This window comes from Pseudomonas sp. LAMO17WK12:I5, from assembly GCF_900215165.1.
Taxonomy (GTDB): domain Bacteria; phylum Pseudomonadota; class Gammaproteobacteria; order Pseudomonadales; family Pseudomonadaceae; genus Aquipseudomonas; species Aquipseudomonas putida_A.
The window spans coordinates 70,916-91,671 of the sequence record NZ_OBDS01000010.1 but is presented as its reverse complement, the minus strand read 5'-3'; the positions used below and the strand labels follow the sequence as shown (position 1 = coordinate 91,671).

At 61.9% G+C, this 20,756-nt stretch carries 24 protein-coding genes; 10 read left to right on the top strand and 14 right to left on the bottom strand.

The genetic code is table 11. From position 1 onward, the window contains the following. Nucleotides 1–9 precede the first annotated feature (9 nt). Nucleotides 10–801, bottom strand: a complete 792-nt coding sequence (locus tag CRO59_RS18780; protein ID WP_097089363.1) for a YfaP family protein — start codon at nt 799–801, stop codon at nt 10–12. Between the two features lie 277 nt (nt 802–1,078). Here CRO59_RS18780 and CRO59_RS18775 point away from each other — a divergent pair, with 277 nt between their 5' ends. The 5 genes from CRO59_RS18775 (at nt 1,079) to CRO59_RS18755 (ending at nt 7,454) form a co-directional block, all read left to right on the top strand. Continuing rightward, the gene (locus CRO59_RS18775; RefSeq protein WP_027612924.1) at nt 1,079–2,224 is read left to right on the top strand and encodes a Fic family protein; all 1,146 of its coding nucleotides are present in this window, start codon (nt 1,079–1,081) and stop codon (nt 2,222–2,224) included. Between the two features lie 88 nt (nt 2,225–2,312). Continuing rightward, a complete protein-coding gene (locus CRO59_RS18770; protein WP_003228627.1) occupies nt 2,313–2,555 on the top strand; it encodes an exodeoxyribonuclease VII small subunit in 243 nt (80 codons plus the stop codon). Then, complete coding sequence (ispA, locus tag CRO59_RS18765; protein WP_097089365.1) at nt 2,552–3,439, top strand: (2E,6E)-farnesyl diphosphate synthase; 888 nt, start codon at nt 2,552–2,554, stop codon at nt 3,437–3,439. Before CRO59_RS18770 ends, ispA begins: the two co-directional genes overlap by 4 nt. Nucleotides 3,440–3,530: 91 nt before the next feature. Then, nucleotides 3,531–5,429 (top strand): 1-deoxy-D-xylulose-5-phosphate synthase, encoded by a 1,899-nt coding sequence (dxs, locus tag CRO59_RS18760; protein WP_027612927.1) that lies wholly within the window; start codon nt 3,531–3,533, stop codon nt 5,427–5,429. Between the two features lie 141 nt (nt 5,430–5,570). After that, nucleotides 5,571–7,454: a TonB-dependent receptor domain-containing protein gene (locus CRO59_RS18755; RefSeq protein WP_097089367.1), complete on the top strand. Its 1,884-nt coding sequence runs from the start codon at nt 5,571–5,573 to the stop codon at nt 7,452–7,454. A gap of 111 nt (nt 7,455–7,565) precedes the next feature. Here the strand turns inward: CRO59_RS18755 and CRO59_RS18750 are convergent, their stop codons facing one another. From CRO59_RS18750 to nrdR, 12 genes are all read right to left on the bottom strand, one after another. Beyond that, entirely contained in the window at nt 7,566–8,366 is an 801-nt protein-coding gene (locus CRO59_RS18750; protein ID WP_097089368.1) for a cobalamin-binding protein, read from the bottom strand. Beyond that, nucleotides 8,366–8,785, bottom strand: a complete 420-nt coding sequence (locus CRO59_RS18745; RefSeq protein ID WP_027612930.1) for a hypothetical protein — start codon at nt 8,783–8,785, stop codon at nt 8,366–8,368. Before CRO59_RS18745 ends, CRO59_RS18750 begins: the two co-directional genes overlap by 1 nt. Then, on the bottom strand, nt 8,782–9,399 hold the full coding sequence (ribA, locus tag CRO59_RS18740; RefSeq protein ID WP_027612931.1) for a GTP cyclohydrolase II: 618 nt from the start codon (nt 9,397–9,399) through the stop codon (nt 8,782–8,784). The genes CRO59_RS18745 and ribA overlap by 4 nt, the downstream gene beginning before the upstream one ends. 239 nt (nt 9,400–9,638) lie before the next feature. After that, nucleotides 9,639–10,376 (bottom strand): ABC transporter substrate-binding protein, encoded by a 738-nt coding sequence (locus CRO59_RS18730; protein ID WP_097089372.1) that lies wholly within the window; start codon nt 10,374–10,376, stop codon nt 9,639–9,641. Nucleotides 10,377–10,410: 34 nt separating this feature from the next. Beyond that, nucleotides 10,411–10,914: a phosphatidylglycerophosphatase A gene (locus tag CRO59_RS18725; RefSeq protein WP_007910933.1), complete on the bottom strand. Its 504-nt coding sequence runs from the start codon at nt 10,912–10,914 to the stop codon at nt 10,411–10,413. Further along, nucleotides 10,911–11,876 carry a thiamine-phosphate kinase gene (thiL, locus tag CRO59_RS18720; RefSeq protein ID WP_097089374.1) on the bottom strand — a complete coding sequence of 322 codons (966 nt, stop codon included), beginning with the start codon at nt 11,874–11,876 and terminating at the stop codon, nt 10,911–10,913. The genes CRO59_RS18725 and thiL overlap by 4 nt, the downstream gene beginning before the upstream one ends. 17 nt (nt 11,877–11,893) lie before the next feature. Further along, the gene (gene nusB, locus CRO59_RS18715) at nt 11,894–12,394 is read right to left on the bottom strand and encodes a transcription antitermination factor NusB (protein WP_003228643.1); all 501 of its coding nucleotides are present in this window, start codon (nt 12,392–12,394) and stop codon (nt 11,894–11,896) included. Beyond that, on the bottom strand, nt 12,391–12,867 hold the full coding sequence (gene ribE / locus CRO59_RS18710; RefSeq protein WP_003228649.1) for a 6,7-dimethyl-8-ribityllumazine synthase: 477 nt from the start codon (nt 12,865–12,867) through the stop codon (nt 12,391–12,393). The genes nusB and ribE overlap by 4 nt, the downstream gene beginning before the upstream one ends. 236 nt (nt 12,868–13,103) lie before the next feature. Then, nucleotides 13,104–14,195 carry a bifunctional 3,4-dihydroxy-2-butanone-4-phosphate synthase/GTP cyclohydrolase II gene (gene ribBA, locus CRO59_RS18705; RefSeq protein ID WP_007966103.1) on the bottom strand — a complete coding sequence of 364 codons (1,092 nt, stop codon included), beginning with the start codon at nt 14,193–14,195 and terminating at the stop codon, nt 13,104–13,106. A 16-nt stretch (nt 14,196–14,211) separates the two neighbouring features. After that, nucleotides 14,212–14,874, bottom strand: a complete 663-nt coding sequence (locus tag CRO59_RS18700) for a riboflavin synthase (protein WP_095139117.1) — start codon at nt 14,872–14,874, stop codon at nt 14,212–14,214. 47 nt (nt 14,875–14,921) lie between these two features. After that, nucleotides 14,922–16,055 carry a bifunctional diaminohydroxyphosphoribosylaminopyrimidine deaminase/5-amino-6-(5-phosphoribosylamino)uracil reductase RibD gene (ribD, locus tag CRO59_RS18695; RefSeq protein WP_097089376.1) on the bottom strand — a complete coding sequence of 378 codons (1,134 nt, stop codon included), beginning with the start codon at nt 16,053–16,055 and terminating at the stop codon, nt 14,922–14,924. Next, nucleotides 16,052–16,516, bottom strand: a complete 465-nt coding sequence (gene nrdR / locus CRO59_RS18690) for a transcriptional regulator NrdR (RefSeq protein WP_003228656.1) — start codon at nt 16,514–16,516, stop codon at nt 16,052–16,054. Before nrdR ends, ribD begins: the two co-directional genes overlap by 4 nt. A gap of 127 nt (nt 16,517–16,643) precedes the next feature. Here nrdR and CRO59_RS18685 point away from each other — a divergent pair, with 127 nt between their 5' ends. The 3 genes from CRO59_RS18685 (at nt 16,644) to trxA (ending at nt 18,804) form a co-directional block, all read left to right on the top strand. After that, the gene (locus CRO59_RS18685; protein WP_027612936.1) at nt 16,644–17,108 is read left to right on the top strand and encodes a YbaY family lipoprotein; all 465 of its coding nucleotides are present in this window, start codon (nt 16,644–16,646) and stop codon (nt 17,106–17,108) included. Beyond that, nucleotides 17,105–17,761 (top strand): methyltransferase, encoded by a 657-nt coding sequence (locus tag CRO59_RS18680; RefSeq protein WP_097089378.1) that lies wholly within the window; start codon nt 17,105–17,107, stop codon nt 17,759–17,761. Before CRO59_RS18685 ends, CRO59_RS18680 begins: the two co-directional genes overlap by 4 nt. Nucleotides 17,762–17,931: 170 nt before the next feature. Then, nucleotides 17,932–18,804 (top strand): thioredoxin, encoded by an 873-nt coding sequence (trxA, locus tag CRO59_RS18675; protein ID WP_097089380.1) that lies wholly within the window; start codon nt 17,932–17,934, stop codon nt 18,802–18,804. A gap of 4 nt (nt 18,805–18,808) precedes the next feature. On the opposite strand, the gene CRO59_RS18670 is transcribed toward trxA, so the two are convergent. After that, nucleotides 18,809–19,168 carry a hypothetical protein gene (locus CRO59_RS18670; protein WP_097089382.1) on the bottom strand — a complete coding sequence of 120 codons (360 nt, stop codon included), beginning with the start codon at nt 19,166–19,168 and terminating at the stop codon, nt 18,809–18,811. Nucleotides 19,169–19,303: 135 nt separating this feature from the next. On the opposite strand from CRO59_RS18670, the gene CRO59_RS18665 reads away from it, so the two are divergent. Continuing rightward, nucleotides 19,304–19,906 (top strand): DUF2796 domain-containing protein, encoded by a 603-nt coding sequence (locus tag CRO59_RS18665; RefSeq protein WP_097089384.1) that lies wholly within the window; start codon nt 19,304–19,306, stop codon nt 19,904–19,906. A 138-nt stretch (nt 19,907–20,044) separates the two neighbouring features. Next, nucleotides 20,045–20,755: an ABC transporter ATP-binding protein gene (locus CRO59_RS18660; RefSeq protein ID WP_007966120.1), complete on the top strand. Its 711-nt coding sequence runs from the start codon at nt 20,045–20,047 to the stop codon at nt 20,753–20,755. The last annotated feature ends 1 nt before the right edge of the window (nt 20,756 follow it).

Genomic DNA, 20,756 nt, shown 5'->3' with positions numbered 1-20,756 from the left:
GCGGGATGCTTAATAGTTGAAAGTCTTGACCAGCAGCAGATCACCGATCGCCCGCAGGGGCACGATGAATGTTTCGCGTTTTTCGTCGACCGTATTTTCGTTGAGCACCAGCGTGATTTGCGAGGTGATCACCTCGTTCTGATTGCTGGCCTCCTCGAAGTTATAGCCGCCGTCGCCGAAGTTGCCCCAATAGTTGACGTAAACCAGATAGGTGCCATGCAGCGGCGCGGTCATGGTGAACATTTCTGGGCCGGGGCCATCGACACCATCCGGGTCCAGACCGCCGCCGTTGGTCAACGCCGTGTGGGCGAAAAACGCATGCTGGCCGTCGGGCGTAATGATGTGCAGGTCGAGTTCGGCCTTGGGATCGTCCCAACCCAGCACCACACGGATTTTCGCCGGCGTGCGCAGGTTGTTCGCTTCGTAGAACTGCACACGCTTGAGCGACTGGCCCTCGGCACTGCGCACTTCGACACTGTTGGAACCGGCGCCGAACGCATACGGCCGGGCGAACCGCCCGTCATCGTCGGTGTACAGATTCAATGGATTGCCGTTGACCGCCAGCGTATGCGGCCCGCGCTGATTGCCGATGGCCTTGAGCTGGCCCTGAATCATCGTGCGATTGCGCTGAATGCCGCGATCGATCGGCGACGTGGGATAGGCGACTTGTGGGTTTTCACTGCGATCAAGCAAGCCGTTATAACGCCAGCCACCGGATGGTTCCGACAGCTCGGCAGTCGGCGCTGCCAGCAGCGCAGGCGCGCAAGCCAGACCGATCAGCAGCCAAAGAAATGAACGCATGTAATGCCTCCTGCCATGCCTGAACGAAACCTTGCACCCGATCCTCGGTACTTCACAGCGGTGGAAACTGCGTTTCGTCTGAAAGACCCGTGACTATGGGGTCGTAGAAGGCGCGAAGATTAGCGATTCGGCAGTTTTTTAACAATCGGATACATCTTGAAATGCGGCAGGAATCACGCCCTCGGGTGGACGATGAGCCGAATAGGCGTCATATTCGGCTCACGAAATGAGCCGAATAGCGTTTCTATTCGGCTCACGCACTCAGGAATGGCATTTCATGGCAACTCACTGGATCTGGCAGCAGCCCGACTGGCCCGACTTCAACTGGCAGGCAGAGCGTCTCACTGCGCTGTTGCGCGAATGCGTTCAGGCGCAGGGACAATTGATGGGCATGGCGGGATCAGTGGGCAATTCATTGAGCGCTCAGACTGAACTGGACGCGTTGCTGCAAAACATCGTGACCTCCTCGGCCATCGAGGGGGAACAATTGAATGTTGAATCCGTGCGTTCTTCACTGGCACGACGCCTGGGGCTGGAATCGCCTGATGGCGACAACGTCAGCAAGCGCAGCGAAGGGCTCGCGCAACTGATGCTCGATGCCACTCAACGCTTTGCCGAACCGCTGACACTGCAACGATTGCTGGAATGGCATTCATGGCTGTTTCCAGAACAGGAGAGTGGTTTCCTTTCGCGTGCAATCAATGTCGGCGCATTACGCGGCGATGAGCCGATGCAGGTGGTTTCAGGGCGAATCGACCGTCCGACCGTGCACTTCGAGGCGCCACCGCGACAAGGCCTTGAGCGGCAACTCGACAGTTTTCTCAAGTGGTTCGACGCCAGTCGGCAACAGGCAGGCCTCGATCCATTCTTGCGAGCTGGCATCGCACATTTCTGGTTCGTCACCTTGCATCCGTTCGACGACGGCAATGGACGCCTGACTCGCACCCTTACCGATCTGGCACTGGCTCAGAGCGAAGCGCAGGCGATTCGTTTTTATGCGATGTCCGCCAGCATCCTCGATGATCGTGCGGGCTATTACCGGATTCTCGAATCCAGTCAGAAAGCCACGCTGGACATTACCGACTGGCTCACATGGTTCCTGCAAACCTTACTGCGCAGTCTGCAACAGGCCATTGCGCGGATTGAAAGTGTGTTGGGAAAATCACGCTTCTGGCAGGCGCACCGCGAATCCGGGCTGTCGGCGGAGCAGATCAAAGTGCTCAATCGTTTGCTCGACGGTGGTGAGCGTGGTTTCGAGCACGGTATCAGTGCAGCGCAATACCAGAGTGTGGCCAAGGTTTCCAAAGCCACGGCCACCCGACATCTGGCGGAACTGCTGGAAAAAGGCTGCCTGCAACGTCTTCCGGGCGGGGGGCGGAGCACTCGGTATCAGATTCAATATCCGGGTGACTCGACCGACTGACACCCTTGTCCGTCGGCCCACTCATTTGCCCATAAACCCCCTATCTGCTAGTGTCGCGCCGGTTTAACGTCAACCGGAAATCGCCGCCATGGCCCGCAAAAAAGCTGCACTGGATTTCGAACAGTCCCTCGCCGACCTGCAAACACTGGTCGAGCGTCTGGAGAACGGTGAATTGTCGCTGGAAGACTCGCTGACCGCTTTCGAGCAGGGCATCGGTCTGACCCGTGACTGCCAGGCAGCGCTGGCCCAGGCCGAGCAGAAGGTGCAAGTGCTGCTGGAGCGCGATGGCGAACTCGCCGAGGAACCCTTCGACGCGGAACAGCCAGAATGATTGCCGCGTATTCGGCGACCAGCCAGGCGCGGGTCAATGCGGCACTGGAAATCCTCTTCAAGGCTCCGCTGCCGGAGCTGTCGCGCCTGTATGAGGCGATGCACTACAGCGTGATGATCGGCGGCAAACGCGTACGTCCGCTACTCGCCTACGCTGCGTGCGAAGCGCTGGGCGGCAAGGCTGAGCAAGCCAACGGTGCGGCTTGCGCGGTGGAGCTGATCCACGCTTATTCGCTGGTACACGACGATTTGCCGGCGATGGACGACGACGATCTGCGTCGCGGCCAGCCCACCACCCACAAGAAATTCGATGAAGCCTGCGCGATTCTCGCCGGTGACGGCTTGCAGAGCCTGGCGTTCAGCGCCCTGCTCGACCCGCGCCTGAGCGATCTGGACGCTGACATCCGTCTGCAACAGGTCACGGCGCTGGCGCATGCGGCCGGCCCGGCAGGCATGGTCGGCGGTCAGGCCATCGACCTCGGCTCGGTCGGCCTGAAGCTGGATCAGCAAGCGCTGGAGCAGATGCACCGACACAAGACCGGCGCGCTGATCGAGGTCAGCGTCAAACTTGGCGCTCTGGCCAGCGGCCGTGCCGAAAAAGACCAACTCAAGGCTTTGCAGACTTATGCACAGGCCATCGGTCTGGCCTTCCAGGTGCAGGACGACATTCTTGACGTCGAAAGCGATACCGAAACCCTCGGTAAACGCCAGGGCGCCGACATCGCTCGCGACAAACCGACCTACCCGGCCCTGCTGGGGCTGGACGCGGCCAAGGTCTACGCCCTAGAACTGCGCGATCAGGCGCTGCACGCGCTGCGACCGTTTGACGCGGCAGCCGAGCCTTTGCGCGACCTGGCCCGGTATATCGTCGAGCGGCGCAACTGAACGCCAACCTGCCAAAAAAGACCAACGCGTGGGCAGGGGGCGATGCATCAGGTAAACTGCCGCATCTTTTATACCTATAACGATTCGCCTGATGCCCACGACGTTTCATGAGATTCCCCGCAAGCGCCCGACCACGCCCCTGCTCGACCGCGCGAACACGCCGGACGGCCTGCGCCGGTTAGGCGAAGCCGAGCTGGAAACCCTGGCCGATGAGTTGCGCCTGGAATTGCTCTACACGGTCGGCCAGACCGGTGGACATTTCGGTGCCGGCCTGGGCGTCATCGAGCTGACCATCGCGTTGCATTACGTCTTCGACACCCCGGATGACCGGTTGGTGTGGGACGTCGGTCATCAGGCGTATCCGCACAAGATCCTCACCGGCCGCCGCCAGCGCATGGAAACCCTGCGTCAGAAGGACGGCATCGCCGCCTTCCCGCGTCGCGCCGAGAGCGAGTACGACACCTTTGGCGTCGGCCACTCCAGCACCTCGATCAGCGCAGCGCTGGGTATGGCGATTGCCGCCCGCCTGCAGAACAGTGATCGCAAGGCGATTGCGGTGATTGGTGACGGCGCGCTGACTGCCGGCATGGCCTTCGAGGCGCTGAACCACGCGCCGGAAGTCAACGCCAATATGCTGGTGATCCTCAACGACAACGACATGTCGATCTCGCGCAACGTCGGTGGCCTGTCCAATTATCTGGCGAAGATCCTGTCCAGCCGCACCTACGCGAGCATGCGTGAGGGCAGCAAGAAAGTCCTGTCGCGCCTGCCCGGCGCCTGGGAAATCGCCCGTCGCACCGAAGAATACGCCAAAGGCATGCTGGTCCCCGGCACCCTGTTCGAAGAGCTGGGCTGGAACTACATCGGCCCGATCGATGGCCACGACCTGCCGACCCTGATCGCCACCCTGCGCAACATGCGCGATCTGAAGGGCCCGCAGTTTCTGCACATCGTCACCAAGAAAGGCAAAGGCTTCGCCCCGGCGGAAGTCGACCCGATCGGTTACCACGCGATCACCAAGCTCGAGCCGGTCGACGCCCCGGCTGCTGCGCCGAAAAAGGCCGGCGGGCCGAAGTATTCGGCGGTGTTCGGCGAATGGCTGTGCGACATGGCCGCGGCTGATCCGCGCCTGGTCGGGATTACCCCGGCGATGAAGGAAGGATCGGACCTGGTGGCGTTCAGCGAACGCTTCCCGCTGCGCTACTTCGACGTGGCGATTGCCGAACAGCACGCCGTGACGTTCGCCGCCGGCATGGCCTGCGAAGGCGCCAAACCGGTGGTGGCGATCTACTCGACGTTCCTGCAACGCGGTTACGACCAGTTGGTGCATGACGTCGCGGTGCAGAACCTCGACGTGCTGTTCGCCATCGACCGCGCCGGTCTGGTGGGCGAAGACGGCCCGACTCACGCCGGCAGCTTCGATCTGTCTTACCTGCGCTGCATTCCGGGCATGGTCATCATGACCCCGAGCGATGAAAACGAATTGCGCAAAATGCTCACCACCGGCCACCTGTACAACGGCCCGGCGGCGGTGCGCTACCCGCGTGGCACCGGCCCGAACGCGACCATCGACAAGGATCTCGAGCCGATCGAAATCGGCAAGGGCATCGTCCGCCGCCAGGGCAGCAAAGTCGCCCTGCTGGTGTTCGGCGTGCAACTGACCGAAGCGCTGAAAGTCGCCGAGAAGCTGGATGCGACCGTGGTCGACATGCGCTTCGTCAAGCCGCTGGATGAGGCACTGGTGCGCGAAATCGCCGGCAACCACGAATTGCTGGTGACGATCGAAGAGAACGCGGTCATGGGCGGTGCCGGTGGCGCGGTCAGCGAGTTCCTGGCGCGCGAGAACATCCTCAAGTCGATGCTGCATCTGGGCTTGCCGGACATCTACGTCGAGCACGCCAAACCCGCGCAGATGCTGGCCGAGTGCGGGCTGGACGAAGCGGGAATCGAAGCTTCGATTCGTGAGCGCCTGGAACTGCTCAACAAGTAACACGCAATACCCATGTGGGAGCGGGCTTGCTCGCGAAGGCGTCGGATCAGTCGATGATGAGTGGACTGATACACCGCCTTCGCGAGCAAGCCCGCTCCCACATTTGATTTGTGTACATCAGAAATACCCACGGGAACACCGATGAACCTCTCGCGCCTCGCCCTGCCCTTTCTCCTGCTGCCAGCCGCCAGCGCCCTCGCCGACACCTTCGAACGCGACGAAGCGCTGAAGCTGTCTGACACGCTGATCAGCGCCAACCGCCAGGTCGAAGCGCGCAACGACAGCAGCGCCGCCAACACCGTGTTCACCCGCGAAGACATCGACCGCCTGCAACCGGGCAGCGTCACCGATCTGCTGCAGCGGGTGCCGGGTGTGCAAGTGGCGCAGGCCGGTGGGCGCGGTAGCCTGCCGGGGATCTACATTCGCGGCACGCAATCGGCGCAGAGTCTGGTGCTGGTCGATGGCCAGCGCATTGGCAGTTCGACCTCCGGCGATAGCAATCTGCAGCACCTGAACATCGACCAGATCGAACGCGTGGAAGTGTTGCGCGGTTCGCGTTCGGTGATTTACGGCAGCGATGCGATTGGCGGGGTGATTCAGATCTTCACCCGCCGCGGCACCGAACAAGGCCTGCAGCCGCGCTTGCACGTCGGCTTCGGCAGCAACCAGACCTGGGAACGCAGCCTCGGCCTGTCCGGTGGCGATGACAAGACCCGTTTCAACTTGGGCGCCAGCCTCGATGACACCGCCGGTCTCGACCGCACTCACGAGTCCTATCCCAGCGACAGCGATCATGATGCCTACCGCAATAAATCCGTCAGCCTGAGTCTCAGCCATGCACTGACCGATGACATCGAAGTCGGCGCCAACCTGCTGGATAACCGTGGCAAAAGCGAGTTCGACAACCCGTTCGGCCGCTTCGATACGACTACTTTCGAGTCGGTGCAACAGCAGCCTTACAGCGACTTCAACGTCAGCAGTGTCAGCAGCTACGTCGATGCCCGGGTCAACGAAATCTGGAAAACCCGCGTCGAATTCGGTCACAGCGAAAATCGCGAGAAAACCTTCGACAAGCTCAGCGACGAGCGCACGGTGTTCAATACCTATCGCGATTCGGTGAACTGGCAGAACGACCTGACTCTGGATGCGCGCAACAGCCTGATCCTCGGCGGCGACTGGTACGAAGACCGGGTCAACAGCAGCACCGCGTTCAATGAAGACAGCCGCTGGAACCGCGCCGCGTTCATCCAGCATCGTTATCAGGCCGACAGCTTCTCCACCGAACTGGGTCTGCGCCACGACGACAACCAGCAATTCGGTAGCCAGAACACCTGGAGCGGCACCTTCACCCTGCCGCTGAACCCGGACAACGATCTGTTGCTGAGCTACAGCGAAGGCTTCCGCGCGCCGACCTTCAACGACCTGTACTACCCGGACTTCAGCAACCCTGATCTGAAGCCGGAAACCTCGAAAAGCTACGAGCTGCAATGGCGCAGTCAGTTGAGCGATAGCAGTCGGCTGGAGGCGTCGATTTACCGCACTGATCTGCAAGACGCGATCATCTTTGGCAGCAACTCACGCCCGGAGAACGTGGCCTCGGCGCGGATCAATGGCTTTGAAGCGGCGCTGAAACAGGAACTGTTCGGCTGGCAGAGCAATCTCGGTGTGGCGATTATCGACCCGCGTGATCGCGATAGCGGGCACACGTTGGCGCGTCGTGCGCGGCGCACGATGAGTTGGGATCTGGATCGCCAGTTCGACCAGTTGGGCGTGGGCGCGAGCTGGCAGTTGGTCAGCGGCAGTTACGACGATCTGAACAACACCCAGCCGTTGGGTGGCTACGGCACGCTTGGACTGCGCAGCAACTGGGCGCTGAATCGCGAGATCAAACTGGATCTGAAGGTCGAGAATCTGCTGGACAAGGGTTACAGCCGTGCGCTGTACAGCTATGACGGCAGGCAGTATGGCTATCGCGAGGAAGGTCGGGCGTGGGTGTTTGGGGTGACCTGGACACCGGAGCTCTGATCCAGGGTTTTCGCTGATTTGACTGACCTCTTCGCGAGCAAGCCCGCTCCCACAGGGGTAACGCATTCCAACTGTGGGAGCGGGCTTGCTCGCGAAGAATTCACCTCGGTCTCAGCGCTCAGGCGCAATCAAATGGCAGAGTTTGGCGGTGGCATCAATCATTTGGCCGCTTGGGCGCTCAAGGCCTTTATCGGTAACCAACAGTAGTTTCCCTTGCTTCACTGCGGCTACCTGCGGCCAGGCCTTCCACGCATCGAGCTGGGCCTGATCACCGGCCAAAATCACCTCCGGATTGCGCTGCAGCACCGCCTCGATACTCACCTGCGGCGCCGGCAAACTCAGGTCGGCAAACACATTGCGTGCGCCACAGACCTCGAGCGCATCGCTGATGATCTGCCCGCCACCGACGGTGTACAGCGGCTTGTCCCAGACTTGATAAAACACTTTCAGCGGCGTGTCCCGACGATAGCGTTGGCGCAAGTCATCGAGCTTCTGGCGCAGGTCCGCCGCCAGTTTCGTCCCACGCTCAGGTCGCCCCAGTTGCGCGGCAATCGTCTCGATCTGCGCAGACAGCTGTTCAAGATTATGCGGCTCGGCGACGTAGGTCGGAATGTTCAGGCGTTTGAGCTGATCGCGTTGTGCCGGGCCGACACTGCCGGGCCACAGCAGCAGCAAATCCGGCTTGAGACTGAGCAGGCGCTCCATGTCGAGTTGGCCATAACGCCCCACCGAGAGAACATCGGCAATGGCAGCCGGACGCTCGCCGGCATCGAGCACGCCAACCAGCAGATCGACCGAGCCCAGCTCAACAACGATTTCAGACAGAGAAGGCGCGAGACTGACCACTCGCAGACTCGCCAGCACCGGGCCGGCGCAGGCCAGCAGCAGAACCGCCAGCCACAGACGACGCATCAGCCGAGTTGACGCGGGATGCGATAGAGGTAGAACAGCACCGCCGTGGACAACGCCAGCAGCATCAGCGGTACGGCTTCGAGGCCGACGAACACCGCCAGCGCACCGATCCATGCCGGCAGTGCGGCCGCGAGGAATGCACTGCGACGCTGGGCCGCCAAGGCAATCCAGGCCGCCGGTTCGTCGGGGGTATCAAGGGCTTTTTGCGTGGCGATCAGCGCGTGCTTGTAGCGGCCGAAAAACTTCAGACTGACAAACATCGAGGCCACGCCGGCAATGAACAACGGCATGGCCAGCACCGGCAGAATGCCTTCGCCCTGGCCGAACAGGCCATTGAGGACAAACAGCGGCAGCAGCGCCAGCGCCAGGTATTTCCACCAGTCGACCGCCAGGCGGCGTCGCACCTGACCGCGGGTCACGCGCGGTCGACCTCGCCCTGATGCTCGTTGCCCATCATGTGGTCGAGCTTGCTGGCCTTGGTCGCCAGGTACAGCTTGTTGTGCGGGTTGTGGCCGGTGTGCAGCGGCACGCGCTCGGCGACGACGATGCCCATGTCGGTCAGGGCTTTGACCTTGCGCGGGTTGTTGGTCATCAGACGCAGCGACTTCACGCCCAGATGCTCGAGCATCGGCAGGCACATGGCGTAGTCACGCTGATCGGCGGCAAAGCCCAGACGCTCGTTGGCTTCAACAGTGTCAGCGCCGCCGTCCTGCAACTCGTAGGCGCGGATCTTGTTCAGCAGACCGATGCCGCGACCTTCCTGACGCAGGTACAGCAGCACGCCACGGCCTTCACGGGCGATGGCCTTGAGCGCCGCTTCGAGTTGCGAGCCGCAGTCGCAGCGCTGGCTGAACAGCGCATCACCGGTCAGGCACTCGGAGTGCAACCGGCCGAGAACCGGGGCACCGTCGGCGAAATCACCCAGGCTCAGCACAACGTGCTCGCGGCCGGTAGCCTCATCGAGAAAACCGTGCATGGTGAATTGCGCAAAAGGCGTTGGCAGCTTGGAAGCGGCGACAAAAACGACAGGCACCGGTGTGCTCCTGATCTAAAAATTCTGAAAATTCGCAGGCCGGCATTGTAACAGCAGGTTCCTGCAGACGCTTAGGCTGAATTATCGGGCATAACGATCAAAAAGTTTGATAACACCCGGCCATTGCAGATCCCTGTGGGAGCGGGCTTGCTCGCGAAAGCGTCGTGTCAGTCGATCAATAGGCTGGCTGACACACCGCATTCGCGAGCAAGCCCGCTCCCACAGGGGGGACGGCCCTGTCAGTTCGGCTCGAACGGATACGGCTGCCTCCACTGCTCGAAAATCGGCTTCAGCTCGCCGCTCTTGACCAACTGCTCCATGCGCCGGTCGAACACTGCCATCAACATGCGCGATTGCGGTGTGTTGGCGAAGCACAGGTACAGCGGCAGTTCGGCGATATGCGTCTTGCGAAACTGCGTCGGTTCCCTGGCCCGGCCAAGCACGTAATCGATTTCGGTCAAAGCATCGATGTAATAGTCGGCGCGGTTGTGGGTGAGCATCGAGAGGATCCCGGTACGTCGCACGACCTCGTTGAAGTTGCGTACGCCGGGTAGATAATTCTGATAGTCGTAACCACGAACCCAGGCCAGCCGATATTGACCGAGGGTTTCCGGGGTCGGTGCCGGATTACTCGCCAGGCCCAGGGCGTAGATGTGGTCGGTGTCGAAATTCCAGCGCGGATAGAGCAGGTCGCTGAATTCTTCATGATAAGAACCGACACAAGCATCGACCTCGCCACGCTGGGCCAGCCCAACTGAACGAGTGTATGGTTCGCTGCGAATGTCGAGTTTCACCCCGGCCGGCTCGAACACCTTGCGCAGCACGTCCCAGCCCAGGCCATGGCCGTCGTCGGCGGTGTAGTCTTCCCAGTCTTCGCTGGCCAGATGGATGACCGCGGGCGTCGGCGCAGCTTCCTGCGCACTGGCGACAGTGCCCAGCAAGGTAAACATCACAAGCGCCAACCAGCGTCGAGCCATCCCTAGTTTCCTCACTTAATCCTGACGATCCGGATCAGGCGAAAATCCACACCAGCCCCTGCATCGCCAGCCAGGCGAACACGCCGGCCAGCACGTCGTCGAGCATGATGCCGACGCCACCGTGTACATGCCGGTCGATCCAGCGGATCGGCCATGGCTTGAGAATGTCGAAAAAGCGGAACACCAGAAAACCCGCGAGCAACCAGTACCAGCCTTCCGGCACCAGCCACAGGGTGATCCACATCCCGACCATTTCGTCCCAGACGATGCCTTCGTGGTCGTGCACCCGCAGATCGTCGGCGACCTTGCCGCACAGCCAGAAGCCGAACAGCATGGTGATTCCGAGCATCAGCCAGTAACCCCAGTCGGGCAACATCTGCCACAACGGGATAAAGGGTAGCGCAACTAACGAACCCCACGTGCCCGGCGCTTTCGGCAAGGTGCCGGAGCCAAAGCCGAACGCGAGGAAATGCCAGGGATTGCGCCAGACCGACGGCGGAACGAATTCGGCCGGAACCTGTTTCGGGTGATCTGTCACGGTGTCTCCTGAAAATGTTGATAACCCCGGATTTGCGGGGTGATGTCGTGTCCTTCGCGATCCAGCAGGACCACACCCTGGCCCTGCGCCACACGCCCGATCACATGGATCGGCCAGCCATCGGCCAGCAGTGCCGGCAACTCGACGGACGGTAGCGTGAAGGCCAGCACATAGTCATCGCCGCCGCTCAACGCCGCCCGTTCGGCACCGCGCTGACCGAGAAAAGCCACTAAAGCATCGGACAACGGTACGCGCTCACGTTCAACTTCGAGGCGAACCTGCGAGGCCAGGGCGATATGCCCACAGTCGGCGAGCAGGCCGTCGGAGATGTCGAGAGCGGCAGTGGCCTTGCCACGCAGCGCCTGACCAAGAGCCAGTTGCGGCTGGGGCGACCAGTAATGATCGAGCAACGGCTGGGCGATATCCGTTGCGGCTTCACGCTGGCCAAGCACCAGCGGCAAGGCACCGGCGGCATTGCCCAGTTCGCCGCCAACACAAAGCAGGTCGCCCGGTTGTGCGCCGCTGCGGGTCAACGCCTGCCCGGCCGGAACGCGACCGAACACCGTGACGGTCAGGCTTAACGGCCCACGCGTGGTGTCGCCGCCAACCAGCGCGACGCCGCAGCTCTGCGCCATGCGATTCAAACCGCGGGCATAGGCTTGCAGCCAATCGGCAGTCACCGTCGGCACAGTCAGGGCAAGGGTAAAGGCAACGGGCGTGGCGCCCATGGCGGCCAGATCGCTGACCGCGACGGCCAGCGAGCGCTGACCGAGCAGAAACGGATCGCAGGGATCGGCGAAGTGCACGCCGGCCACCAGCGTATCGGTGGAAATCGCCAGCTGTTCCCCGGGGGGAACCGCCAGCAAGGCGCAGTCGTCGCCGATCCCCAGAGCAACGCCCTCGCCGCCCTGCGCACAAGGCGCGGCGGCGAAGAAATTGCGGATCAGCTCAAACTCGCCCATGAGGTCTCAAGCGCGTATCAGCGCTTGAACGCCTTCACTTCAGCTTCACGCAGGCGCGGAGCCAGCTTGTCGAGTACGCCGTTGACGAACTTGTGGCCGTCGGTCGAACCGAAGACTTTCGCCAGCTCGATACCTTCGTTGATCACCACGCGGTATGGCACGTCGACGCGCTTGAGCAGTTCCCAGGTGGACAGGCGCAGAACAGCCAGTTCAACCGGGTCCAGCTCTTCGATTTCGATGTCCAGGCACGGCTTGAGCGCGGTGTCGATTTCGGTGCGGCTCGCCGGAACCCCGTGGAGGATTTCGCGGAAATACGCGCCGTCGACATCGGTGAAATCGTTATCAACGCGGAACTGCGCTTCGATCTCGTTCAGCGAAGCCTTGGCCATGTGCCACTGATACAGGGCCTGGGTCGCGAGCTGACGGGCTTCGCGACGCTTGACGCTTTTCGATGGCTTGCCGGCATCCGCAGGTTTCGGATCGCGCGGGTTGAAACGATCGCTATCGTCGCTAATCACTTGGCCTCCAACTGCGCCAGCAGGCTGACCATTTCCAGAGCGGACAGGGCAGCTTCAGCACCTTTGTTGCCGGCCTTGGTGCCGGAACGTTCGATGGCTTGCTCGATGGAATCAACGGTCAGGACGCCGAACGCGACCGGTACGCCGAACTCCATGGACACCTGGGCCAGACCCTTGGTGCACTCGCCTGCCACGTATTCGAAGTGTGGAGTGCCGCCACGAATGACCGCGCCGAGGGCGATGATGGCTGCGAACTCGCCTTTCTGGGCGACTTTCTGCGCAACCAGCGGGATTTCGAAGGCGCCAGGCGCGCGGATGATGGTGATGTCGCTTTCGCTCACGCCGTGGCGAACCAGGGCATCAACTGCACCGCTGACCAGGCTTTCAACCACGAAGCTGTTGAAACGGCCCACTACCAGAGCGTAGCGGCCTTTAGGGGCGATGAAGGTACCTTCGATGGTCTTCAGGGTCATTCGTCAGATCTCTTAAAGAGCCGGGACACGTTTCGTACGCATCCCTCAGTGATATTAGCCACAAATTCATGACCGGAAACACCGCATTGCTGTTCGACTACACCCCTGTGGCAAGGGGATTCATCCCCGATGGACTGCGCAGCAGCCCCAACCAAATAGGGCCGCTACGCAGCCCGTCGGGGATGAATCCCCTCACCACAAGGATCTACATCAACAATGCCGAATTCACCGGGTCATTATTCGGAGGGCACGTATTCTACAACTTCCAGATCGAAACCGGATATCGCATTAAATTTCATTGGCGCAGACATCAGGCGCATTTTGCGTACGCCGAGGTCACGCAGGATCTGCGAACCGGCACCGACGATGCTGTAAGTGGTCGGCTTTTTCACCGCCGCCTGATCAGCGGTTTCGCGGATATGCGCCAGCAGCACATCGCCGTCCAGCGGGTGGCCGAGCAACAGCACCACACCGCTGCCGGCCTCGGCCACCGCAGCCATCGCGGCGCGCAGGCTCCAGCGGCCCGGTTGCTTGACCATCAGCAGGTCGCGCAGCGGGTCCATGTTGTGCACGCGAACCAGGGTAGGCTCTTCGGCGCAAACGGTGCCCAGCGTCAGCGCCATGTGCACGTCGCCTTCCACCGAATCACGATAGGTCACCAGGTTGAATTGGCCCAGTTCGCTGTCCAGCGGCTGCTCGGCAATCCGCTGAACGGTACGTTCGTGGATCATCCGGTAGTGAATCAGGTCGGCGATGGTGCCGATCTTGATGTTGTGTTCGGCGGCGAACGCTTCCAGCTCGGCGCGACGGGACATGGTGCCGTCGTCGTTCATCACTTCGCAGATCACGCCGCTTGGTTCGAAACCGGCCATACGCGCCAGGTCGCAGGCCGCTTCAGTATGACCAGCGCGCGCCAGGGTGCCGCCGGCCTGGGCCATCAGCGGGAAGATGTGGCCCGGGCTGACGATGTCTTCAGCCTTGGCGTCTTTTGCCGCAGCCGCTTGCACGGTGCGCGCACGGTCGGCGGCGGAGATACCGGTGGTGACGCCTTCGGCGGCTTCGATCGATACGGTGAACTTGGTGCCGAAACCGGAACCGTTGCGTGGCGCCATCAGTGGCAGCTTCAACAGCTCGCAACGCTCGCGGCTCATCGGCATGCAGATCAGGCCACGGGCGTGCTTGGCCATGAAGTTGATGTGCTCGGCCTTGCAGCATTCGGCGGCCATGATCAGGTCGCCTTCGTTCTCGCGGTCTTCGTCATCCATGAGGATGACCATCTTGCCTTGGCGGATGTCTTCAACCAGTTCTTCGATGCTATTGAGCGCCACAAGGCACCCCCTTCAGTCAGGATTTGAGATAGCCGTTGGCGGCCAGAAAGCTTTCAGTAATACCGCCAGCGCTTGGCTCAGCAGCCTTGTCGCCGAGGAGCAAACGCTCCAGATAACGCGCCAGCAAATCGACTTCCAGGTTCACCCGGCGGCCCGGCTTGTAGGAAGCCATGATGGTTTCGCTCAAGGTGTGCGGAATGATCGTCAGCAGGAATTCGGCGCCATCGACCGCGTTCACGGTCAGGCTGGTGCCGTCGACGGTGATCGAGCCTTTATGGGCGATGTACTTGGCCAGTTCTTTCGGCGCGCGGATGCGAAATTCGACGGCGCGGGCATTGTCGCTGCGCGACACCACTTCGCCGACACCGTCGACGTGACCGCTGACCAGATGCCCGCCGAGACGGGTGGTCGGGGTCAGGGCTTTTTCCAGATTGACCGGGCTGCCGCTTTTCAGGTCATTCATGGCGGTGCAGTCGAGGGTTTCGCGGCTGACGTCGGCGGCAAAACCGTTGCCCGGCAGTTCAACCGCCGTCAGGCACACGCCGTTGACCGCGATGCTGTCGCCGAGTTTGACGTCGCTCAGGTCGAGCTTGCCGGTTTCGACATGCACCCGCACATCACCGCCCTTGGGGGTGAGTGCACGGATACTGCCGATGGATTCGATGATGCCGGTAAACATGGGGTTCTCCTTGAGAACGAAGCCAGCGCTAAGGCGATGGCCGGGAATTATACGCTCGCCGAAACGACTGGCGTCGCAGTGACTCGCCAGTCATCGCCAACCGCGCGGATTTCAGTGATTTTCAGCTCGGGGGCGTCCTTCATATAGGCCAGCGGCCAGTCCAGCAACGGTCGCGCCGTGGAGCCGAGGAACTTGCCGGCAATGAAGATCACGAACTCGTCGACCAGACCGAGCTGAGCGAACGCGCCCGCCAGACGCGGGCCGGCCTCGACCAGCACTTCGTTGACGCCACGGTTGGCCAGCTCGATCAGCAGTTGATGCAGATCGACCTGACCGTCATCACCCGGCACGATCAGGCACTCCGGGCCATTGGCGTATTGCTCTTCGACCGCCATGCAGGTGGCGACCAGCGCCGGGCCGGCCTTGAAGAACGGCGCATCCAACGGCACCCGCAAGCGCCCGTCGATCAGCACCCGCAGCGGCGGACGGCTCGTGGCCCGTGCGGTTTGTTCAGCATCCAGACCCAGTTCGTCGGCGCGCACGGTCAGGCGCGCGCCGTCGGCCAGTACGGTGTCGGCGCCGGTCAACACCACGGCCGCCTGCGCGCGCAAACGCTGCACGGCGGAACGCGCGGCCGGGCCGGTGATCCACTGGCTCTCGCCACTTTCCATCGCCGTGCGCCCGTCGAGACTCATCGCCAACTTGACCCGCACGAACGGCAAGCCATGTTCCATGCGCTTCAGGAAACCTTGATTGAGCTTACGGGCTTCGGCTTCCAGCACACCACTTTCAGTCGCTATACCGGCATCGGCCAGACGCTGCAAACCGCGCCCGGCCACTTGCGGATTGGGATCACGCATCGCCGCGACCACCCGGCCAACACCGGCATTCACCAACGCATCGGCGCACGGCGGTGTGCGGCCATGGTGGCTGCACGGCTCAAGGGTCACGTAAGCCGTGGCGCCCCGGGCCAGTTCACCGGCAGCGCGCAGGGCGTGAACTTCAGCGTGGGGTTCGCCGGCGCGCTCGTGAAAGCCTTCGCCGACAATCTGCCCGTCACGCACGATCACGCAGCCAACCCGTGGATTGGGATGGGTGGTGTAGTGGCCCTTGCGCGCCAGTTCCAGCGCGCGCGCCATGAAGTGGGCGTCGAGGATCGCCTGCTCGGCGGCGCGGGTCATTCTTTCACCGGTTCGCGGGCGAGGCGGTCGATCTCTTCACGGAACTCGTTAAGGTCCTGGAAGCGCCGGTATACCGAAGCGAAACGGATGTAGGCCACTTCATCGAGCTTTTGCAGCTCGGCCATCACCAGTTCGCCGACCACGAGGGATTTGACCTCGCGCTCGCCGGTGGCGCGCAGCTTGTGCTTGATGTGAACCAGAGAGGATTCGAGGCGCTCGACGCTCACCGGACGTTTCTCCAGCGCGCGTTGCATGCCGGCGCGGAGTTTTTCTTCGTCGAACGGTTGGCGGCTGCCGTCGGTTTTGATCAGGCGCGGCAACACCAGTTCGGCCGTCTCGAATGTCGTGAAACGTTCGCCGCAGGCCAGGCATTCACGCCGGCGGCGCACCTGTTCGCCCTCGGCGACCAGACGCGAGTCGATGACCTTGGTGTCGTTGGCACCGCAGAAGGGACAGTGCATGGTGGCTGGCAACAAAAAAAGGGAGGGCCATGGTAGCGCATCCCGGTGGCAAGACAAGCCATAGGGTTTGCGGTATACAGACTGCCATGATCGTTTGATCCACGGATTTCATTTTCTGGAGCTGCCAATGTCGCTACGACCGCTCGTTTTGCTCAGTCTTTTCGCCCTGCTGGTGGCCTGCGGCAGCGACAAGCCCAAACCGCAACCGCCAACACCGGGACCTGCACCACAACAGGCGCAGAAAAAAGCCCGCGAGGCCGCTGATCTTGGTCCGCTGCCGGCCTATCAACGGGAACTGAGTGGCACCCTGCAAGGCGTGCCGGCCGGGGCCGAAGTCGAACTGGCGCTGCTGGTGATCGATGAAAAGTCGCGCCCGCAACAACTGCTCGCCAGTTCCAGCCTGATCGGCAACAACCAGATCCTGCCGTTTCGCCTGCGCTTCAATCCGGAAGCCTTCCCGGCCGGCGCACGGGTTGAGCTGCGCGGTCGTGCCACGCAGTCGGGCCAGTTGATCCTGCACCTGCCGTCGCAAACCATTACCCAGCCGACCACCCAGGCGCTGGGCCAGCTGCAATTTGTCAAAGCACCATGACCGTACCGCTCGACCTGCAACAGGCGTTGGGTGAATTGCTCGGTGATGCGCGGCTCAAGGCCTGTGCATTGCCGGGCACCGATTTGCAGCTGTGGCTGATCGACGGTGACAACATGCACCGCGAGTTCAGCCCGGATGAAACCCGACGCATCCTTCACGAGCCGCCCTATTGGAGTTTCTGCTGGGCCAGCGGCCTGGCGGTGGCGCGCTATCTCGCGGAGTTCCCCGAGTGGGTGCGCGGCAAGCGGGTGCTGGATTTCGGCGCCGGCTCCGGCATCGCCGCGATTGCTGCGGTCAAGGCCGGGGCTTTGGAGGTGGTGGCCTGTGATCTGGATCCGCTGGCGATTGCTGCGTGCCGGGCTAATGCTCAACTCAATGATGTGCAGATGAGTTATTCGACGGACTTCTTTGCCGAGGCTGATCGCTTCGATCTGATTCTGGTGGCGGACGTGCTCTACGACCGCGAGAACCTGCCGCTGCTCGATGCGTTTCTCAGCCGTGGCCGCGAGGCGCTGGTGGCGGATTCACGGGTCCGGGATTTCCGCCATCCGTTGTATGAGCGAATCGAAATGCTTGAGGCGATGACCTTGCCGGATCTGGCGGAGCCGGAAGAGTTCAGACATGTCAGTCTTTACCATGCGCGGCGTGACTAAAAGCTTCGCGAGCAGGCTCGCTCCCACAGGGGTAACGCATTCCAAATGTGGGAGCGAGCCTGCTCGCGAAAGCATTCTGGCAGGCAACACACCTCTCAAAGACTGACCGCTTCCGGCCACACCCCGCCAAGCCGTATAGTTGCCCCATCCACGCTTTTACGAGATCCCCCATGAGTCAGCAAACGCCGTACATCTTCGACGCCACGACTGCCGATTTCGACCAGTCGGTGATCGAAGCCTCCTTCAACAAACCGGTGCTGGTGGATTTCTGGGCCGAGTGGTGTGCGCCGTGCAAGGCGTTGATGCCGATGCTGCAAGGCATTGCCGAGAGCTATCAGGGCGAACTGCTGCTGGCCAAGGTCAACTGCGACATAGAACAGGACATCGTCGCCCGCTTCGGCATCCGCAGCCTGCCAACCGTGGTGCTGTTCAAGGACGGTCAACCGGTGGACGGTTTTGCCGGTGCGCAGCCGGAATCCGCAGTGCGCGCGTTGCTTGAGCCGCATGTGCAAATGCCGCCGCCGGCCGCCGCCGATCCGTTCGAACAGGCGCAGGCGCTGTTCGATGAAGGGCGTTTCGCTGACGCGGAAGCGGCGCTGGTGGTGATGCTCACCGAAGACAACAGCAACGCCAGGGCGCTGATCCTCTACGCCCGCTGCCTGACCGAACGCGGCGAACTGGACGAAGCGCAAACCGTGCTCGACGCGGTCAAGAGCGATGAGCACAAGGCTGCACTGGCCGGGGCCAAGGCGCAGATCAAATTTCTGGGACTTGCCCGTGATCTGCCGGATGCTGCCGACCTCAAGGCGCGTCTGGCCAAAGATCCGCAAGAAGACGAAGCGGTGTATCAACTGGCGATCCAGCAACTGGCGCGTCAGCAATACGAAGCGGCGCTGGAGGCGTTGCTCAAGCTGTTCATCCGTAACCGTAGCTACGGCGAAGGGTTGCCGCACAAGACGTTGCTGCAGGTGTTCGAACTGCTGGGCAACGATCATCCGCTGGTGACCGCTTACCGGCGCAAGGTCTTCGCTGCACTGTACTAACCGCTCACTCGACCCAGCTGTAGAGCGGCGTATCGCCGCCGCTCGCCACTTTCACCTGTGAACTGTGGCGCAGGCGCACCAGCAGGCGCTTGCCCGCCGCCGCGCTACCGGTCAATCCCTCAAGCTGCTCCAGCAAATCCGGCCCGCTGAGTTGCCCGGCCTTGCGCAACAGATCCTGCGCGACCTGCCACAACGCATCATCCTGGTTCAGTGGTTTCGCTGCCGGCGTGCTCAATGCCGCTTCAGGCTGATCGCCCTGCGGCTGCGCGCCAAGGGCTGCGCCGAGCTTCGCCCAATCGCTGTCATCCAGTTCCACCGTCAAATCCACCGGCATCGCGCCGACGGTTCCGCGTATCCGCAACATCTGCTTCGCTCCTGCACATTTCTGACCTGCATGCTCCCACGGGACTTGTGCATCGCCAAGCGCACGGGCAAACTCTGCGGACTTTCGTTATAAGATTACATAACAAACTCTTCACTTTACTTCCCGGAGACCGCCATGCGTCGTCTGCTGCTCGCTTTGCCGTTTGCCCTGTTGCCGCTGGCCATCGCCCACGCCGCCGATGAGCACGATCATGACCACGAGCACGGCAGCCTCGGTGCCCACGAACATGGCGTCGGCCGACTGAACGCTGCACTCGACGGCCAGACCCTGGAGCTGGAACTGGAAAGCCCGGCGATGAACCTGGTGGGCTTCGAACATGCCGCCACCAGCGACGCCGATAAGGCCAAGGTCGCCGCCGCACGTACGAAACTGGAAAACCCGCTGGTACTGTTCAGCCTGCCGGCCGCCGCCGGTTGCAAAGTCACCAGCCAGGAACTGGAAAGCCCGCTGTTCGGCGACAAGCCGGCTGCCGACGAGCATGACGATGATGACCACGAAGAAGATGCCAAGGGCGGTGAAGCGCATCATCACGATCACAGCGAAATCCACGCGCACTATCAATTTACCTGCGCGGCCCCGGGTGCTCTGAAGACGCTGGATCTGGCGAACATCTTCAATACCTTCCCGGCCACCCAGAAAATTCAGGTACAACTGATCGGCCCGAGCGGCCAGCAAGGTACCGAAGTGACGGCCAAGGCGGCTGCCCTGAATTTCTGATCACACCGAAAATCCCCTGTGGGAGCGGGCTTGCTCGCGAATGCGGTGGGTCAGCCAAATCTATGTTGACTGACACACCGCATTCGCGAGCAAGCCCGCTCCCACAGGGTTATGTGTTCACTCCATGAAACTGGTGCCATGACCCAAGCACTCATCGAACTGTCCGACCTGGGCTTCAACTGGCCCGGTCACCCGCCGCTGCTGGACATCCCGGCGTTTCGCCTGGAGCCGGGCGAAACCCTGTTCCTCAAAGGCCCCAGCGGCAGTGGCAAGACCACCCTGCTCGGCCTGCTCGGTGGCGTGCAGAAACCCGGGCGCGGCAGCATTCGTCTGCTCGGCCAGGAACTGACCGAACTCGGTGCCGGCGCCCGCGACCGCTTTCGTGTCGACCACACCGGCTACATCTTCCAGCAGTTCAACCTGCTGCCGTTTCTCTCGGTGCGCGAAAACGTCGAGTTGCCCTGCCACTTCTCCAAACTGCGTGCCGAGCGGGCGAAACAGCGTCACGGCAGCGTCGATCAGGCTGCAGCCACCCTGCTCGCCCACTTGGGCTTGAAAGATGAAAGTATCCTCGGTCGTCGCGCCGATTCGCTGTCGATCGGTCAACAGCAACGGGTCGCCGCCGCTCGTGCGTTGATCGGCCAACCGGAACTGGTGATCGCCGACGAACCGACCTCGGCGCTGGATTACGACGCTCGGGAAAACTTCATTCGTCTGCTATTCGCCGAATGCCGCGAAGCCGGCTCGAGCCTGTTGTTCGTCAGCCACGACCAGAGCCTGGCACCGCTGTTCGACCGTCACCTGTCCCTGGCCGAGCTCAATCGCGCCGCCACGTCTGCCGAGGTCTGAG

Coding starts and splice junctions, on each gene's coding strand:
- ribD (WP_097089376.1), bottom strand. CDS start 16,055: ATGACCCGCGCCGCCGAGCAGGCGATCCTCGACGCCCACTTCATGGCG.
- CRO59_RS18750 (WP_097089368.1), bottom strand. CDS start 8,366: ATGCGTCGTCTGTGGCTGGCGGTTCTGCTGCTGGCCTGCGCCGGCCCG.
- CRO59_RS18700 (WP_095139117.1), bottom strand. CDS start 14,874: ATGTTTACCGGCATCATCGAATCCATCGGCAGTATCCGTGCACTCACC.
- CRO59_RS18670 (WP_097089382.1), bottom strand. CDS start 19,168: ATGTTGCGGATACGCGGAACCGTCGGCGCGATGCCGGTGGATTTGACG.
- CRO59_RS18680 (WP_097089378.1), top strand. CDS start 17,105: ATGACCGTACCGCTCGACCTGCAACAGGCGTTGGGTGAATTGCTCGGT.
- nrdR (WP_003228656.1), bottom strand. CDS start 16,516: ATGCACTGTCCCTTCTGCGGTGCCAACGACACCAAGGTCATCGACTCG.
- CRO59_RS18660 (WP_007966120.1), top strand. CDS start 20,045: ATGACCCAAGCACTCATCGAACTGTCCGACCTGGGCTTCAACTGGCCC.
- CRO59_RS18665 (WP_097089384.1), top strand. CDS start 19,304: ATGCGTCGTCTGCTGCTCGCTTTGCCGTTTGCCCTGTTGCCGCTGGCC.
- CRO59_RS18780 (WP_097089363.1), bottom strand. CDS start 801: ATGCGTTCATTTCTTTGGCTGCTGATCGGTCTGGCTTGCGCGCCTGCG.
- ispA (WP_097089365.1), top strand. CDS start 2,552: ATGATTGCCGCGTATTCGGCGACCAGCCAGGCGCGGGTCAATGCGGCA.
- thiL (WP_097089374.1), bottom strand. CDS start 11,876: ATGGGCGAGTTTGAGCTGATCCGCAATTTCTTCGCCGCCGCGCCTTGT.
- CRO59_RS18755 (WP_097089367.1), top strand. CDS start 5,571: ATGAACCTCTCGCGCCTCGCCCTGCCCTTTCTCCTGCTGCCAGCCGCC.
- ribE (WP_003228649.1), bottom strand. CDS start 12,867: ATGACCCTGAAGACCATCGAAGGTACCTTCATCGCCCCTAAAGGCCGC.
- CRO59_RS18770 (WP_003228627.1), top strand. CDS start 2,313: ATGGCCCGCAAAAAAGCTGCACTGGATTTCGAACAGTCCCTCGCCGAC.
- trxA (WP_097089380.1), top strand. CDS start 17,932: ATGAGTCAGCAAACGCCGTACATCTTCGACGCCACGACTGCCGATTTC.
- CRO59_RS18775 (WP_027612924.1), top strand. CDS start 1,079: ATGGCAACTCACTGGATCTGGCAGCAGCCCGACTGGCCCGACTTCAAC.
- CRO59_RS18685 (WP_027612936.1), top strand. CDS start 16,644: ATGTCGCTACGACCGCTCGTTTTGCTCAGTCTTTTCGCCCTGCTGGTG.
- CRO59_RS18730 (WP_097089372.1), bottom strand. CDS start 10,376: ATGGCTCGACGCTGGTTGGCGCTTGTGATGTTTACCTTGCTGGGCACT.
- dxs (WP_027612927.1), top strand. CDS start 3,531: ATGCCCACGACGTTTCATGAGATTCCCCGCAAGCGCCCGACCACGCCC.